The sequence below is a fragment of the Methylobacter svalbardensis genome, assembly GCF_037671525.1.
Taxonomy (GTDB): domain Bacteria; phylum Pseudomonadota; class Gammaproteobacteria; order Methylococcales; family Methylomonadaceae; genus Methylobacter_A; species Methylobacter_A svalbardensis.
This window is the reverse complement of the sequence record NZ_JAWPOH010000033.1, coordinates 27,253-42,915: the sequence shown is the minus strand read 5'-3', so window position 1 is coordinate 42,915 and position 15,663 is coordinate 27,253. Positions and strand designations below refer to the sequence as shown.

Here is a 15,663-nt window from a genome sequence, read left to right as displayed (position 1 = left end):
TTTAGCGCCGATGATAGTGTGGCAGTTTGCCATGCGAAAGTAGGGAATTGCCAAGCTCTTAAATTAAAAACCCAAGTCTCTGCACTTGGGTTTTTTTTTGCCTTGCGTTTGATTCAACTTAGCGAATGTTATTTATAACAAAATTGGCGACTAATGGCTCATTTGTCATTTTTGCTGAGTGCAGGTAGTGAAGGTTGAGGAAAAGTTAACTGATTAAGTTAGCAGGGAGGGTACAGGTGGACGAGTCAAAACGAACCCATGTTGACGCGTCATAATCCATAGATTGATATCAAAACCAGGGGCGTTTCAATCTCCTGGGATTAGCTTGCAGGTACATTCCGAATGCCGTGCAAGTGGTGTCCGGCGTATAGTGGGCAAACGCAGGTGCGTTTGCCTAATGGAAGTTGAAAAAAGTTTATGTGTCGCTCTACGAGAGGCTGTAGGGGAGGTATCTGCGGTCTACTCTTCATGAAAATAATAATGAGCCAAAGACTTAAGGGTGATCACTTCGAGCATAACTTCGGGCATGGCAAAAAGTTCTTGTCTTCTTTGCCGGCAGCTGGAAGGCTGGTCTTATGCGGTGGAAAGTCGAATCGTTCGCCCCCAAAGCTTGAAATCGGGTAGGTTGTGGTCATAATGAGAATTGCTGCCTAGCGATTGATTGCTTCTACTTGGAGCAAAAAGAGGGCATAATGCCCTCTTTTTTAATGGTTTAACCCGCAGGAAGGCAGGTCATGACGCGATCAGAGAATATATATTTAATTGGCCTCATGGGTGCAGGAAAAACTACGATAGGGCGGCAGTTAGCCAGAGCACTTAAATTGCCTTTTTATGATAGTGACAAGGCGATTGAAGAAAGAACCGGCGTAGATATTCCGACCATATTCGAGTTCGAAGGAGAAGAAGGGTTCAGGGATAGAGAGCAGAAAATGATTCAGCAATTAACCCAAATGGATGGCATTGTGCTGGCTACCGGCGGCGGTGCAATCTTGCGTGAAGAAAATCGCAGGTTATTGAAGGAAAATGGTTTTATTGTCTACCTGCAGTGTTCTGTAGAAAGGATTTTGGAGCGGACGCGCAGAGATACACAACGTCCATTGCTGAAATCGGACAATCCCAGAGACCGCATAGAAAGCTTATTTGCGCAGCGTGAGCCGCTGTATTTGTCTTGCGCCGATTTTAAAATTGACACGGGCGTCATGCAAAGCAAAGAAGTCGTCAGTCATATTCTAGAAGAATACCATTCGGTTAATCGTTAATAAACAAAATCCAGGTCGGGTTACTTCATGCTAACCCGACCTACAAGCATGAATAAAGATGAAAAAATTACTGGTTGAATTAGGTGACCGTAGTCACCCGATCTATATAGGCTCTGATTTACTGAGCCAGTCTGAGCTGTTCATCAAGCATATAAAGTCCAAGCAGGTTGTTGTGGTTACCAATGCAACCGTTGCGCCTCTGTATCTGAATGCGGTTTTAAAAAACTTGCAGGGCTATACCGTTGAAACAGTCATATTGCCCGATGGCGAACAATTCAAGACTTTGGATTTTGTAACGCGAATTTTTGACAAGCTGCTGGCTAGTAAGTTTAGTCGTAATGCCACTTTGATTGCTTTAGGTGGCGGCGTTATTGGTGATATGGGCGGCTTTGCGGCAGCCTGCTACCAGCGAGGCATTCCTTTTCTGCAAATTCCCACAACATTGCTGGCGCAGGTTGATTCTTCGGTAGGCGGCAAAACCGGGGTTAATCATCCGCTGGGCAAGAATATGATTGGCGCCTTTTATCAGCCGCAATGCGTTATCGCCGATGCCGATGTTTTGGATACGCTGGATGACCGTCAATTATCTGCCGGACTGGCCGAAGTGATTAAATATGGGCTGATCAGGGACGTTGAGTTCTTTGAGTGGCTGGAAAATAATATCGACGCGTTACTGGCCAGAGATAAGCAGGCATTGGCTTATGCCATTGAACGCTCGTGCATGAATAAGGCTGAAATTGTCGCCGAAGATGAAACTGAAACCGGAATCAGGGCGACGTTAAATTTAGGCCATACTTTCGGCCATGCGATAGAAACCGGCGCCGGTTATGGTAAATATCTTCATGGTGAAGCGATCGCCATCGGCATCTGTCAGGCCGCCGATCTTTCCAGAAGAAAATGCTGGTTAAGCGATCAAGATGTCGCAAGAATTATTGCGCTTTTTAAGAAAACCAAACTGCCCGTAGATCCGCCGGAACAGATTGACTCCGACCGGTTTTTGGAATTAATGGCGGTAGACAAAAAGAATGTGGACGGTCGAATCAGGCTGATTCTTTTACAAAAAATCGGCATGGCAACATTGCCAGTAGAAGTAGCCCTAGAGTTATTGGAGAAGACGCTTAAAACCTATGGTCGAAGATGATGTCCTTTGGATGAACCAGCAGCCCCGTGATCCGATAAATAAGGCCCAGATCAATACGACGGCTCATTCCTTGATAACAAAGGAACGAATGCAGAAGCTTGACTTATTAAGTCATCTGCTTTCAAACCTGACACAGCCCCTTGTGGTCTGCGGCCCGAAAGGCATTGGTAAGACGACGCTGCTTAGCGTTTTGCAAGAGCGCAACACTGAATCATGGCAGTATTGCCCGATGCAAGGTAATGCTGACTTAAGTTTTGAGGCTATTTTGCAGCAATTAACTAAGGCTCTCGGCAGCCAGTCTGGTCAGTCGTTATCAATGGCTTTAGCGCAGTATCAAGGTCGACACAAGCAAGTCGTATTGATTATCGATAATGCGGGTGAATTAGTACCCGGCTTGATTACGGCAATTATTCAATATGCAGCGGCAAATTCTATTTTAAGGGTGATCTTAGCCTTAACACATGACGAATTGCAGGTGAAACGCGGATCGGATCGGGCAGTTGATGATTGCCATGTCGTTGAAATTCCGACCTTATCAGAAAAGCAGTGTGGTGATTTTTTACGTTATCTGTCAGCAAAACCTGTTTTGAACTTGTCGTTTAAAGCCATCAGCGAAAACATGATTGCGCATATCTACCAGGAAACACACGGCGTTCCGGGAAGGATTATCGCCGAAATATCCGGTGCATCAAGCGCTAAGCAAGGTGGGAAAATGAAATGGATGCTTCCCCTTGTCGTCGTGGCCGCGTGTGCTATAGCGGTAGGCGTTCAGTGGCTGGCATCGTTAAATAATAAAGAAGTCATAGCGCTTGTTGCTGTTGAACAGACAGCGGGAAATATCGAAATGCCTGCCTCACCGTCAGAGCCTCCGATAATACTAGCACTGCCGCCTGCTCAGCCAGTCATTCAGCCGCAGGAGCAATTAATACCGGCAAATGTAGAAAATGAGAAGGAACCTTCGGTCGCAGTCAATGTAAGCAGCGATGAACAGCAACCCGTTACTTCGGCTGAAAAAACTGAGGAGGCGGGCGATGTGCTTCGTTCCTTGCCTCCCGGTGTTGTTCTATCTCCTGACCTGGGTTCCATGGATCGAGGAAATGCCGCAAGACTGCCGGTAACAGTCGCGGTCATGCCGCCGCCAGCACATCCTAAACCGCCTGTGGCAGCACCAGAACAACCACAACCACAACAAGCGGAGTTAAGTAAAACGGTTGATCGTGTAGAGCCGTTTACGCCCAATAATCTGGAAACCATTCAGATGCCGGCAAAGCCTGTAGCCGTTGCGGCAGTTCTTGAACAGCGAGTCACAGAAACACCGATGCCGACGGCAAATAATTTCACCCTGCAACTTATGGTGTTATCAAAACAAGTGTCGGTTAACAGCATGCTAAAAAAATATCCGACAATGACATCGGGTTTTAGAACCATTAAGTCGCTAGCCAATGGCAAAGAGAAGTTTATTGTAGAATATGGTTCATATTCTGACGCGGCATCAGCCAATCAAGCCAAGCGATCATTGCCTGCTGAATTTCGTAATGCACTAGTAAAAAAAATGAGTTCGATAAAACGTTAGCTAGTCCCAGAGCGCATACATAAAGGACGACCTCTGTAACGGCTCTTGCATAACTCACAGGGACAAGGGGAATATAGAGCAAAGTATCTGCCCATGCAGTCGAGCCAATTGCCCTTGCGATAAAACACTATAGAATTTTAAATCTGAATAAATAAAACCATGACCGCATTAAAAAATGATATTTTTATTAGAGCATTGTTAAAACAGCCTGTTGAATACACACCGGTTTGGATGATGCGTCAAGCGGGGCGTTATTTGCCGGAATACCGCAAAGTCAGGGAGCAGGCCGGCAGTTTTTTAGACCTGTGTACCAATCCTGAGTTGGCTTGTGAAGTTACCCTGCAACCATTACGACGCTTTGATTTTGATGCGGCCATTTTGTTTTCGGATATCTTGACCATACCCGATGCCATGGGCTTGGGGCTTTATTTTACCGAAGGCGAAGGACCTAAATTCACTAACCCGGTCAGAACGGCGGCGGATGTGCATAAATTGCCCATTCCAGACCCGGAAACCGATTTGCGCTACGTGGTTGATGCGGTTCGACTGATAAGAAAAACCCTGCAAGGCAGTGTGCCGTTAATCGGCTTTTCCGGTAGCCCCTGGACGCTGGCGACCTACATGGTTGAGGGCGGCAGTAGTAAGAGCTTTCAAAAAGTGAAAGGCATGATGTACGAACAGCCCAGGCTGATGCATGTCATGTTGGATAAGCTGGCGCAATCGGTCGCCGTCTATTTAAATGCGCAGATTGCAGCGGGTGCTCAGGCGGTCATGTTGTTCGATACCTGGGGTGGCATGTTAACGGGCGAAGATTATGTCGAATTTTCTTTATATTATGCCAAGCAAGTCAGATCATTGCTTAACACCAACGTAGACGGGCAGCAGATTTCCACTATCTTGTTCACCAAAGGCGGTGGGCTTTGGTTGGAAGCCATGGCCGATTCCGGCTATGATGCCTTGGGTCTGGATTGGCAGACCGATATTGGCTTGGCGCGCACTCGCGTGGGTGACAAAGTCGCCTTACAGGGTAATATGGATCCGGTTTCGCTTTATGCTAGCCCTGAAGTTATCACTGAAAAAGTGAAAGCTATTTTACATAAATACGGTTCGGGTTCAGGTCATGTGTTCAACCTGGGTCACGGTATCTTGCCTGATATGAACCCGGATCACGTTAAAGTGATGGTTGATGCGGTGCATGAATACAGTCGTGCTTATCATCAAGTTTAAACATTGAATATCATTTAATTAATAAAGGGGTTGCGGCCATGAAAATAGTGAAACTTTTTTTGGCAATCGGTTTGCTGGTTGCCAATGTGGGTGTTAGAGCCGAGAGTTCAAGCAAGCCAATTGACATCGTCGTTCATAGAAGCCCGACCTGTACTTGTTGCGGCAAGTGGCTGGCGCATTTGAAACAAAATAACTTTACGGTAACCGATGTCGTTACCGATAACGTACAGGCCATAAAGGATAAATATGGCGTGACTCAGCAACTGGCTTCCTGTCACACCGCGATTGTCGATGGTTATGTTATCGAAGGTCATGTGCCTGCTGATGACATTAAAACATTATTAAAAACCAAGCCTAAAATTGTCGGAATAGCTGTCCCCGGCATGGTTAGTGGAACTCCCGGCATGGAAATGGGCGATAAAATCGATCCCTATGAAGTGGTGAGTTTCGATCGCGAAAATCATACCCAAGTATTTAATAGCTACGAAGGCACGAAATGATTCATGCCGGGCTGTCGCTGCCCGACTCGTTGCAGACGCCGGGTGTGAAAATCCGCGCCAGGCAGGTTTGTCTGGCGGGTGACGTCGGCGGTACAAAAACTATCCTGGCGCTGTTTGAAACCGATAGCGATGAGCTTAAGTGTCTAAAAAAAGAACAATTTTCCAGCGCTGATTATCAAACGTTTACCGAGTTACTGGCCTCATTTTTGACTGATGCAGATTGCACTCAGATAACGGCAGTTTGCATCGGCGTGGCCGGTATCGTTATCAATGGTCGCTGCGAAACCACCAACTTACCGTGGGTACTCAGCAGCAAAGACATCGGCGAACGCGCCAATACTCAAAATGTCTGGTTGCTGAATGATTTGGAAGCCACCGCATGGGGCTTGCTGAGCTTGCCGGAGCACAATTTTGTCGAATTGAATCCCGATGCACAGAGGCAGCAAGGTAGCATTGCCGTGCTTGCCGCCGGAACAGGTTTGGGTGAGGCAATCATTGCATGGGATGGAGCTACGCATCATGTTATTGCCAGTGAAGGCGGGCATGTCGATTTTGCTCCGAATAGCGAGCAGGAAATGGCCTTACTCGATTACATGAGGGAAAAATATCCTGAGCATGTCAGCTGTGAGCGACTCATATCCGGTGAAGGCCTGGTTAATATTTATCAATTTCTCAAGCATATTAACCACGCAGCAACCGCCCCGGAAATCGAACGGCAAATGAATGAACGAGATCCAGCCGCCGTTATCGGCGAAGCAGGCGTTGCAGGCAGTGATGCGTTATGCGTTGAGGCATTAACGCTGTTTTGTCGATTATATGGTTCTGAATCGGGAAATCTTGCGCTTAAATGTTTGCCTTATGCGGGTGTCTATTTGGCCGGAGGCATCGGTGCAAAAATCTTGCCTGTGCTGCAACAAGGCGAATTCATGCGTGGCTTTTTAGCAAAAGGACGCTGCCGGACCATCTTGCAGAAAATATCGGTCAAAGTATGCACCAATCCGGAAGTCGCCTTGTTGGGTGCATTAAGTTACGCCCAAAAAACATTACGTTAAAGCCATGAAAATTAGTGTTCCCAAAGAAATAAAAGATCAGGGTAATTGTCAATTATAGCCAAGTTTTAAATAGTCTTGCAGTGGTGCTCTACTGTACGATAGACATCAAAGCCGATGTAGCTCAGTTGGTAGAGCAACTGATTCGTAATCAGTAGGTCACGAGTTCGACTCTCGTCATTGGCTCCATATATTCAATATGTTATGAAGTCAAAAACCTCCGGCAAAGCCGGAGGATTGAAAATGTGAACCGCTCAAAGCGGGTTAATTTATGCGCCACCTAAAGGTGACGGTGCCTCAAAAGGGTTCAGAACGCTAATAAATATAAAGTTTTTCAACCCTTATCCCTGGTCAAAATTCAACCGGTACGGGTGGTCAATTTTCAATCGGCGCCAACACCTATATTCTAAAAAACAACATACGCGGCTTATGATCGCTCCATGACAAACAAATCAAACTTCTGGCAACTATGGGCGCCGCATCTTGCTCTTTATTGAGGATAACCACCTCGATCTGCAAACGATCAATATTATTGCTGACAAAATTTCCCAGCCTGTTTTAATAGTCGGCGGAGGACAAGGCTTAATAATCGATGCCTTGCGTAAAAAAGGGCTTCACGTCGACGGCGTCGATTCAAACTCTGAAATGGTCAGGCTGGCCGAACAGCGCAGAGGCATCAAGCTGGTGCATACCGACGGATCAAGTTTGCCCTTTGCCGACGAAAGCTACGCAACCACCATCATCTCGACCGGCGTAGTCGATTTTCTGGACGATGAAAAGCAAATCCTGCAGATCATTAACGAAGCCAGACGTGTGACAAAAAAAGGGGGGAGCCTGCTTATCACCTATTACAAGGTTCACCCTGCTGCAGAAAAGTTTTTTAAACGCATCGGGATCATTACCGAAAATCACATCATGCGGCTTAGAAGGCTTTTCGAGCTGAGCCGACTCGCTCCATCAAAGTTCATCGCCGCTATTAGACAGGACGGGAACCTGAGTCTGTGCGGTGCAATCGCTGAATTGCTGCGAATACAATGGTTTTTACCGAAAAAGGAACGCCTGTTGTCCAATACCATCTGCAAGATTTTAAAAACGGCGGACAATGCGGATGAATTGATTGGTTCGGTATCCGAAGCGATTCCCCATCATACGCGGGAAAGCATCAGCACCTTATGCAAAAAACTCAAGCTGTCTGTCAATGCCCTTATGGATTATGAGACGTGTTTCGTCGTCGACGTTGGTGTTGAATCATAGCATCTGTAAAAGAGCGTCAAAATTTGCCAGTTACTAATCTCTAAGTTATTGTTTTTATTGGACACTCTGTTTTTATTGACTGGAAAAACGGCGCTGAATTGTGGAAAAAAGTGAAAGCTGTTTTGCAATTCTGGACAAATTCTTCAATCTTCCCTGCTCCGATATATAAATCAGCATCTCTGATTTTAATGTAAATGAATCAGGCAAGACAGAGAGCAACTTAACCTGCCCCTCAATTTTTAAAGCCTTGCTATCAATATTGATTGACTGTAAAGTGCTTTCTAATGCTTTCTAACGAATTAATTGTGTGGCTTCTTAGGGAAGGGATAATTATGGGGATTTTGAGTTCGCTTTTGGATGGTGGTCGTCCTAGTAAGATTCGTAGTCTTGCAAAGCAAAGGATTCATCAAGTCCGACGTGCGCTGCTATAGGCTATAACGAAAGCATGGTTGATTCTTTGGGGATGTTTCAGTTGTCGGGTCTTCCTGAGAGTACTATTGCTACTATTGTTGAAACATACTCGGCCCTTAAAAAACAAAACTTACCTGAACATGAAATACTCACTCGTATAGAGGGATTTCGTTCAAAAATAAGCTCTGGTGATATGCCAAATCCGCTAAATCTTAATTCGCACATCCAGTATTGTGTTGATCTTGAACATTCTCATGGGGCTCCGATTTCAGAGGATTTTATTACAAAGGCTAGACAAATTAGCTCCCAACACTTTACCCGGTTTACTACTACTTTCTTTTCAGATTTGAAAATCCTCACGGAGGGGACATGTTATGAACAAACGTAAAAAATATTCCAAAAAGTTGTTTCTGCCAGTACTACTCGGCACGTTGGTGGCCGGGGGCGCAATCGCTGGCTCTAGCCTGACACCGGTATACCTTGGCAACGCTGATACTTTTGCGATTCTGAGTCAAAGCGGAACCACCAACATTTATCGATCTGCTATTGTTGGGGATGTTGGGGCGAGCCCCATCACCGGTGCAGCGATCCTTCTCACCTGCGGGGAAGTGTCGGGGAATATATATGCTGTCGACGCCGCGGGTCCTCTCCCCTGCGCGGTAACTAACCCTAGCTTCCTGTCCTCGGCTGTGGGCGACATGGGATTCGCGTACGATGACGCTGCAGGACGACTTTCACCCGATTTCACTGAACTGGGTGCCGGTGAAATTGGCGGCTTAGTCCTCGCTCCTGGCCTCTACAAGTGGTCTACGAATCTTATGCTTAGCACGGATGTTACGCTCTCGGGCGGCCCTGACGATGTCTGGATCTTCCAGGTAGCGGGAAAGCTGAACCAGGCCAACTCTACGCGGGTGACGCTGGCCGGCGGCGCCCTGGCCAAGAACATCTTCTGGCAGGTCGCTGGCGCGGTGACTCTTGGAACCAATGCACACTTTGAGGGCGTCGTACTGGGTAAAAAAATGATCGCCGTAAACACTGGAACATCGGTCAACGGCAGACTGTTGGCACAGACTGCCATCACTCTTCAGATGAATGCGATTACCGAGCCCGCCCAGTAAGGACGCACACCGTTCATGTGGGTTTGACATCTACCCACACCGGCAAAATAAAAGGGTTACAGATTTCGGTCTGTAACCCTTTTATTTTACTCTCCGCTTTCGGCTCGTGGGATCAAGGTTCCCGTCAGTTAGGCTAGGCGTAAGGAAAAAGAAAGACGCTTCCCGTTTTTAGCCCCCCTTAACCCGGCAGTAGCAGTCGTTCTCGCCGAATTCGTCTTCTTGCAAAAAGAGCCATTAAAGTATGGTTGATATATTTGTATACTTATTCAAATTTGATCACAAGAAGAGTCAGTCCAACCTGAAAAAGCAAGGTATTAATTTTATTGATGCTTAACGGCTTTGGGACGATCCTGACTTTATTGAAATCCAGGCTAGATTGACAGAAGAGCCTCGCTCCTTGGTGATCGGCGCAATCAATGTCACAAGACAAAAACAAGAAAAACCAGATAACCGATAGTGGAAATTTTACTTCGTTTGTTACTTCGTCGGCAGGGCTATTGGGGCAATTATTGTATTTTTTTGCAATGTAAGAATGTCCAGTTTTTACTAGCCAAGGCAGAATTCTGCAGGATCAACGCGCGGCCTGGATGAGGTGTGTGCCGACTTGTGGCGGTGACAGTTTTGTGTGAGGGTGTTGTTGTGTAAGGTTCTGTCGCACTGAACCCAAGGTTGTACGAATTGAGGTCATCTGTCACAATAACGCCACATTGTGACTCATAAAAGGACAGCTCCATGGCTGAGATAACTGAAGTACCTAGCCCTTTTTGCGGTATCGGCACCGATGACCTGACTATTCAGGCTGATGGTGTACTGCTTAAGGTGGTTAAAAACGGCTGTGCGGTTAATACGCCTGCTTTTGAACAGGCTATTACCGATACTCGTCCAAGAGTCGATGGCAAGGAAGTCGGTCTGGATGTAGCCGTGACTAAGGCGGCAGCGTTATTAAAAGATACTAATCAGCCGGTGATTGGCGGCTGCGCTACTGATGTCAACGGCATGCGGGCGTTGCTGGCCTTGGCTGACCGTAGCGGTGCGGTGGTCGATAATATGAGTTTTACCGGTGCTCGGAATAACTTTCTGGCTTTGCAGGATTCCGGCTGGATGAATACGACGCTGGCTGAGGTAAAAAACCGTTGCGATTTGTTGCTGGTAATTGGCGTCGATCTGGAAGGCTTTTCGCCGCGCTTTTTTGAGCGTTATCTATGGAATGAAGAATCCATGTTTCTGGACGATACCGGCAAGCGCGAGGTTATCTATTTGGGCAAAGCCCCTTCCGGTAACGCTTCCACTTCGCCTAGCGGCCAAAAGGCACTGGTTTTTGAATGCGCAAATGAAGATTTGCCGGATGTGGTCGCGGTATTAAGGGCGCAGGTCAAAGGCAATCCGATTCGGGTCGATTCAGTTGGCGGTATTGCGGTGGCCGATTTACAAAGTATTGCCGATAAATTAAAAGCAGCAAGCTATAGCGTCGTGACCTGGGCGGCTGGCGCGTTGGCCTACAGTCAGGCCGAATTGACGGTGCAGACCATTTCTGAAATGGTTAAGGATATTAACAATCAGAATACCCGTAGTTCCGGTTTGCCGTTAGGCGGCAAAGAAGGCGATCAGACCGCTAATCAGGTTTGCGGGTGGACCACCGGTTATCCTGCGCGTACCCGTTTTTCCAGTGGCTATCCTGAGTATGATCCCTTTTTGAATGATACCAATTTGTTGTTGGCCAATGGTGAGGCAGATGCTTTGGTATGGGTTCAGGCGTTTAATGCCAAAGCAGTTCCACCGGTAACAAGCTTGCCGACTATTGTACTGGGTCGTTCGGGGATGACCTTTGCCAAAGAGCCGGATGTGTTTATCCCTATCGGTACGCCGGGTATTGATCATGCCGGACACGCTTATCGTATGGATAACGTGATCGCGATACGGTTGAAAAAATTGCGCGAATCCGGTCTACCTAGTACGTTTGACGTGCTGAATGCCATTGAACAAGCCTTTTAGGCAGAAATATGCTCTTCGGCAATTGCTCCTGCATTGCTCTACTACAGGCCATCAATGGCCTTAGGCAATTTCTGTACTCATTACATCCATGTAACTCGGAAAAATAGTATGTTGATAAAGTTAACAGGCGGAGCTGTCTATGATCCCGCAAGCGGGATTGATGGCGCAAAACAGGATATTTACATTCAGGACGGACGCATCGTCGACCAGCCCGCCGGCGATTTTAAAGTCGATAAAGAATACGATTTAACAGGCAAGGTGGTGATGTCCGGCGCGATTGATATGCATACGCATATTGGCGGCGGTAAAGGCAACATTGCCAGAATTTTGTTGCCGGAAGATCATCGGGCCGATCCTGTCGCTCGTACCGATATTACCCGTTCCGGCTGCGGTCATGCTATGCCCAGCACCTTTGTGACCGGCTATCGTTATGCAGAAATGGGTTATACCGCTGGTTTTGAACCGGCCGTATTGCCGGTCAACGCGCGTCAGGCGCATATGGAAATGGCTGATATTCCGATTCTGGATAAGGGCGGTTATGTGTTGATGGGCAGTGATGATTATTTGCTGCGTATGTTGACCGCGAAAAAAGATCAGAAAGCCATTAATGACTATGTGGCTTGGACGATGCAAGCAGCAAAAGCCATCGGCGTTAAAGTCGTTAATCCCGGCGGTATCAGCGCGTTCAAATTTAACCAGCGCAAACTGGATCTGGACGAGCAAAACAGCCATTACGGCGTGACTCCGCGCGATATTCTGCGGGTATTGGCGACAGCCGTTAAGGAGCTGGGTATTACCCATCCTCTGCATGTGCACGGCTGTAACCTGGGTGTGCCCGGCAACATGAATACCACGCTGGATACCATTCAGGCCATAGGCGGCTTGCCGTTGCATTTGACCCATATTCAGTTCCATAGTTACGGCACGGAAGGTGATTTCAAGTTTTCATCGGGTGCTGCAGCGATTGCCGAAGCCGTCAACAAAAATAAAAACATCACTATCGATGTCGGGCAGATTCTGTTCGGTCAAACCGTAACCGCGTCCGGCGACAACATGCGCCAATATGCCAATCATAAGCATGCCAGCCCGAATAAATGGGTGACCATGGATATTGAATGCGATGCGGGCTGCGGCATAGTGCCGTTTAAATACAAAGATAAGAACTTTGTCAACGCGCTGCAATGGGCAATCGGCCTGGAAACCTTTTTGCTGGTTGATGATCCCTGGCGTATTTTCCTGACTACGGATCATCCCAACGGTGCGCCCTTTACCAGCTATCCGCATTTGATTCGTTTGCTGATGGATAAAAGTTTCCGTAACGATGTGTTGTCCACGATACATCCCGAAGCGCAAAAAATGACCACCTTGGCATCAATTGAGCGCGAGTACAGTTTGCAGGAGATTGCGATTATGACTCGCGCCGGTGCGGCCAGATTGATAGGTCTGCAAGATCGAGGCGGCTTGAGCGCCGGTAACTGGGCGGATATTACCGTTTATACCGACAATGCCGACCGGCAGCTTATGTTTGAGAGACCGGATTATGTGTTCAAGGACGGTGAGCTGGTGGTGGTTGACGGCAAGGTCATTCATACCAAATGGGGTACTACCCATGTAGTTAAGCCAGACTGGGATGTCTCGGTGGAAAAGGATTTACAAAAATATTTTGATCGGTTCCTGACCATGAAGCTCGGCAACTTTAAAATCAGCGATGATGAAATAACAGAGGATGGTCGCGGCAGTCTGACTGTGCATCCGCTTAAAGGAGATGTGGCATGATCATTAATGGTGTAGCTATAGATGCAACCTTTGCCGAAGCTTTCCCGATGAAAGCCACGCGTGCCATCATCACCGCACAAAACGAAAAATGGGCGATGATTTCAGCTCAAGCCATGACCGGCTTTGCCACTTCGGTAATTGCCTGCGGTTGCGAAGCCGGGATTGAACGGGTTCTTGATCCATCCGAAACCCCGGATGGTCGTCCCGGCGTTTCCATCATGATTTTTGCGATGGGCGGCAAAGGCTTGGCCAAACAACTTGAAACCAGGGCAGGGCAATGCGTATTAACATCGCCGACTTCAGCCTTGTTTGCAGGCATTGATGGCGGAACCAGAATCGCTTTAGGTAAAAATCTGCGTTATTTTGGCGACGGCTTTCAGGTAGCTAAACTGATCGACGGCAAGCGTTATTGGCGTATTCCGGTCATGGACGGCGAGTTTTTAACCGAAGCGACTACAGGGCAAGTCGATGCAATCGGCGGCGGCAACTTTCTGGTGCTGGCGGAATCACAACCGCAAGCTTTGGCGGCCTGTGAAGCGGCGATTGAAGAGATGCGTAAAATCCCCAATGTGATTATGCCTTTCCCCGGCGGCGTAGTGCGCTCGGGTTCCAAGGTCGGTTCAAAATACGCGGCTTTAGGTGCGTCAACCAATGATGCCTTCTGTCCAACTTTAAAAGGCATGACCAAAACCGATCTTTCACTGGAAATTGAATCGGTCATGGAAATCGTTATCGATGGTTTAACCAAAGAAGATATAGCTAAGGTTATGCGTGTGGGTATTCAGGCGGTTTGCGATTTGGGCGCTGCAAATGGCATCAGGCGCATTAGTGCGGGTAATTACGGTGGCAAGTTGGGGCCGTTCCACTTTCACTTACAGGAGATTATGGCATGAGCGCTTTAACCTTTACGCTGAAACACCAACCGGATCAGCGTGTGGATATGTCTCCGCTGGTTTGCGATAAGCTGGCCGATATGCCGCTTGCGGAAATTGCTGCGCTCACTTTGCAGAATGGCAAGCGCAAAATCCGGGTGGATGAATTATTCAGTATTGCAGGTAGCGATGCGCAAAACATCGTGATCAAAGGCAGCTTTGACAAGCTGGATTTTATCGGCAAAGAACTGGATGGCGGTCGTATAACGGTTGAAGGTGATGCGGGTGCTTATCTGGGTTTGGGTATGAAATTCGGCGAGATTGAGGTGTCCGGCGATGTCGGGATTTATGCGGCCTGCGAAATGAAAAAAGGTTTTCTAAAGATTAACGGTAATGCCGGGGATTTTTTGGGTGCAGCCTTGCCGGGTAACAAAATGGGCATGAAAGGCGGAACCATTCTGGTTAAAGGCAATGTCGGCGAGCGCGCCGGTGATCACATGCGGCGCGGCAATATCCTGGTTGAAGGCAATGCCGGTGATTACTGCGGCTCCAGAATGACGGCGGGTACTATCGCAGTCATGGGCCAGACCGGCAGGTATTTGGGTTTTGCGATGCGCCGGGGTACGTTGTTGTTATGGAATCAACCGCAGACGTCGGCAAGATTTAATGATTGCGGTGCGCATACCTTGGCATTTTTACCGATATTGTTTGCCTCATTTAGCAAGCTTGATTCCAAATTTGCAGACAGTTCTGCGGCCTTTAGCCGGGTGCAACGTTATGCCGGCGATATGTCGGAAATGGGGCGTGGCGAAGTATTGGTTAAAATAGGCTGAAAATTTAAATCATCCGGCTTTTTTGTATGAGAATGGGCTAGATTTTTCCGTCCAAGCCCATCTGGAAATATTTGTGGATAATTTTATCCTGATTTTCCAGCAGCCAATCGATATTCGGCGTGTTATTCATGGCCTTATGAATGGCTTGTGCCATGGCTTTACGGTGGATGTCGAAAAGAATCTGGTGATCCAAATTATCATCTGTAGCCACACTCGGATTTAACCAAACCGAGCAGATAATACCTAAGTCATTGGCTTTTTCTTTTGGGATATCGCCGGCACGCACGGCATCGAGTACGCCGTTAGCAATAGCGGCCTGTACAGTGCCCATCAGAATATTGGTGTAACGGCTGTTGTTGACCGTTACCTTGCTGACCATCAGTGTCACGGGACGTACTTGGATATCAGTATTTAACAGAGCAAAGACTTTGGAGTGGCCTTTAGCTTGATTGCCGGTCAATGTTGCCAGCGCAACACCGACAGGGCCATCAAGTTCGCCGATAATGACTTCAGGTTCTGCTGCGGTACCCGCTGGGCCGCCTGCAACCAGCGCTTCACCGGTGCGCAATATGATTCTTTCGCTCATAACTTCAAAAACTCCAAATTAAAAATAGAGAAAAAACGTAGAATAGCATAATTTGGATTATTTCTGAGTAGA

General features: G+C 47.5%; 14 protein-coding genes and 1 tRNA gene. 14 read left to right on the top strand and 1 reads right to left on the bottom strand.

Annotated features, from left to right (window positions below; all coding sequences use genetic code 11):
- Window positions 1-734 precede the first annotated feature (734 nt).
- The 14 genes from aroK (at window position 735) to RW114_RS13115 (ending at window position 15,005) form a co-directional block, all read left to right on the top strand.
- On the top strand, window positions 735-1,259 hold the full coding sequence (gene aroK, locus RW114_RS13180; protein WP_340123219.1) for a shikimate kinase AroK: 525 nt from the start codon (window positions 735-737) through the stop codon (window positions 1,257-1,259).
- A gap of 58 nt (window positions 1,260-1,317) precedes the next feature.
- Window positions 1,318-2,400, top strand: coding sequence for a 3-dehydroquinate synthase (aroB, locus tag RW114_RS13175; protein WP_340123218.1), 1,083 nt, complete (start codon window positions 1,318-1,320; stop codon window positions 2,398-2,400).
- Entirely contained in the window at window positions 2,387-3,973 is a 1,587-nt protein-coding gene (locus RW114_RS13170) for an AAA family ATPase (RefSeq protein WP_340123217.1), read from the top strand. Before aroB ends, RW114_RS13170 begins: the two co-directional genes overlap by 14 nt.
- Before the next feature lie 159 nt (window positions 3,974-4,132).
- Window positions 4,133-5,200, top strand: coding sequence for a uroporphyrinogen decarboxylase (gene hemE / locus RW114_RS13165; protein ID WP_340123216.1), 1,068 nt, complete (start codon window positions 4,133-4,135; stop codon window positions 5,198-5,200).
- Between the two features lie 38 nt (window positions 5,201-5,238).
- Window positions 5,239-5,700 carry a DUF411 domain-containing protein gene (locus RW114_RS13160; RefSeq protein ID WP_340123215.1) on the top strand — a complete coding sequence of 154 codons (462 nt, stop codon included), beginning with the start codon at window positions 5,239-5,241 and terminating at the stop codon, window positions 5,698-5,700.
- Window positions 5,697-6,752: a glucokinase gene (gene glk, locus RW114_RS13155; protein WP_340123214.1), complete on the top strand. Its 1,056-nt coding sequence runs from the start codon at window positions 5,697-5,699 to the stop codon at window positions 6,750-6,752. The genes RW114_RS13160 and glk overlap by 4 nt, the downstream gene beginning before the upstream one ends.
- 110 nt (window positions 6,753-6,862) lie before the next feature.
- Window positions 6,863-6,938, top strand: a tRNA-Thr gene (locus RW114_RS13150).
- Between the two features lie 294 nt (window positions 6,939-7,232).
- Entirely contained in the window at window positions 7,233-8,003 is a 771-nt protein-coding gene (locus tag RW114_RS13145) for a class I SAM-dependent methyltransferase (RefSeq protein ID WP_340123213.1), read from the top strand.
- Between the two features lie 445 nt (window positions 8,004-8,448).
- Window positions 8,449-8,802 (top strand): hypothetical protein, encoded by a 354-nt coding sequence (locus RW114_RS13140; protein WP_340123212.1) that lies wholly within the window; start codon window positions 8,449-8,451, stop codon window positions 8,800-8,802.
- Window positions 8,789-9,532: an ice-binding family protein gene (locus RW114_RS13135; RefSeq protein ID WP_340123211.1), complete on the top strand. Its 744-nt coding sequence runs from the start codon at window positions 8,789-8,791 to the stop codon at window positions 9,530-9,532. The genes RW114_RS13140 and RW114_RS13135 overlap by 14 nt, the downstream gene beginning before the upstream one ends.
- A 732-nt stretch (window positions 9,533-10,264) precedes the next feature.
- Window positions 10,265-11,524: a formylmethanofuran dehydrogenase subunit B gene (locus RW114_RS13130; protein ID WP_340123210.1), complete on the top strand. Its 1,260-nt coding sequence runs from the start codon at window positions 10,265-10,267 to the stop codon at window positions 11,522-11,524.
- Window positions 11,525-11,632: 108 nt separating this feature from the next.
- Window positions 11,633-13,300 carry a formylmethanofuran dehydrogenase subunit A gene (locus tag RW114_RS13125; protein ID WP_340123209.1) on the top strand — a complete coding sequence of 556 codons (1,668 nt, stop codon included), beginning with the start codon at window positions 11,633-11,635 and terminating at the stop codon, window positions 13,298-13,300.
- Window positions 13,297-14,193, top strand: a complete 897-nt coding sequence (gene fhcD, locus RW114_RS13120; RefSeq protein ID WP_340123208.1) for a formylmethanofuran--tetrahydromethanopterin N-formyltransferase — start codon at window positions 13,297-13,299, stop codon at window positions 14,191-14,193. Before RW114_RS13125 ends, fhcD begins: the two co-directional genes overlap by 4 nt.
- Entirely contained in the window at window positions 14,190-15,005 is an 816-nt protein-coding gene (locus RW114_RS13115) for a formylmethanofuran dehydrogenase subunit C (protein ID WP_340123207.1), read from the top strand. The genes fhcD and RW114_RS13115 overlap by 4 nt, the downstream gene beginning before the upstream one ends.
- Window positions 15,006-15,042: 37 nt before the next feature.
- On the opposite strand, the gene fae is transcribed toward RW114_RS13115, so the two are convergent.
- Window positions 15,043-15,591, bottom strand: a complete 549-nt coding sequence (fae, locus tag RW114_RS13110) for a formaldehyde-activating enzyme (RefSeq protein ID WP_340123206.1) — start codon at window positions 15,589-15,591, stop codon at window positions 15,043-15,045.
- Between the last annotated feature and the right edge of the window lie 72 nt (window positions 15,592-15,663).

Coding starts and splice junctions, on each gene's coding strand:
- aroK (WP_340123219.1), top strand. CDS start 735: ATGACGCGATCAGAGAATATATATTTAATTGGCCTCATGGGTGCAGGA.
- aroB (WP_340123218.1), top strand. CDS start 1,318: ATGAAAAAATTACTGGTTGAATTAGGTGACCGTAGTCACCCGATCTAT.
- RW114_RS13170 (WP_340123217.1), top strand. CDS start 2,387: ATGGTCGAAGATGATGTCCTTTGGATGAACCAGCAGCCCCGTGATCCG.
- hemE (WP_340123216.1), top strand. CDS start 4,133: ATGACCGCATTAAAAAATGATATTTTTATTAGAGCATTGTTAAAACAG.
- RW114_RS13160 (WP_340123215.1), top strand. CDS start 5,239: ATGAAAATAGTGAAACTTTTTTTGGCAATCGGTTTGCTGGTTGCCAAT.
- glk (WP_340123214.1), top strand. CDS start 5,697: ATGATTCATGCCGGGCTGTCGCTGCCCGACTCGTTGCAGACGCCGGGT.
- RW114_RS13140 (WP_340123212.1), top strand. CDS start 8,449: ATGGTTGATTCTTTGGGGATGTTTCAGTTGTCGGGTCTTCCTGAGAGT.
- RW114_RS13135 (WP_340123211.1), top strand. CDS start 8,789: ATGAACAAACGTAAAAAATATTCCAAAAAGTTGTTTCTGCCAGTACTA.
- RW114_RS13130 (WP_340123210.1), top strand. CDS start 10,265: ATGGCTGAGATAACTGAAGTACCTAGCCCTTTTTGCGGTATCGGCACC.
- RW114_RS13125 (WP_340123209.1), top strand. CDS start 11,633: ATGTTGATAAAGTTAACAGGCGGAGCTGTCTATGATCCCGCAAGCGGG.
- fhcD (WP_340123208.1), top strand. CDS start 13,297: ATGATCATTAATGGTGTAGCTATAGATGCAACCTTTGCCGAAGCTTTC.
- RW114_RS13115 (WP_340123207.1), top strand. CDS start 14,190: ATGAGCGCTTTAACCTTTACGCTGAAACACCAACCGGATCAGCGTGTG.
- fae (WP_340123206.1), bottom strand. CDS start 15,591: ATGAGCGAAAGAATCATATTGCGCACCGGTGAAGCGCTGGTTGCAGGC.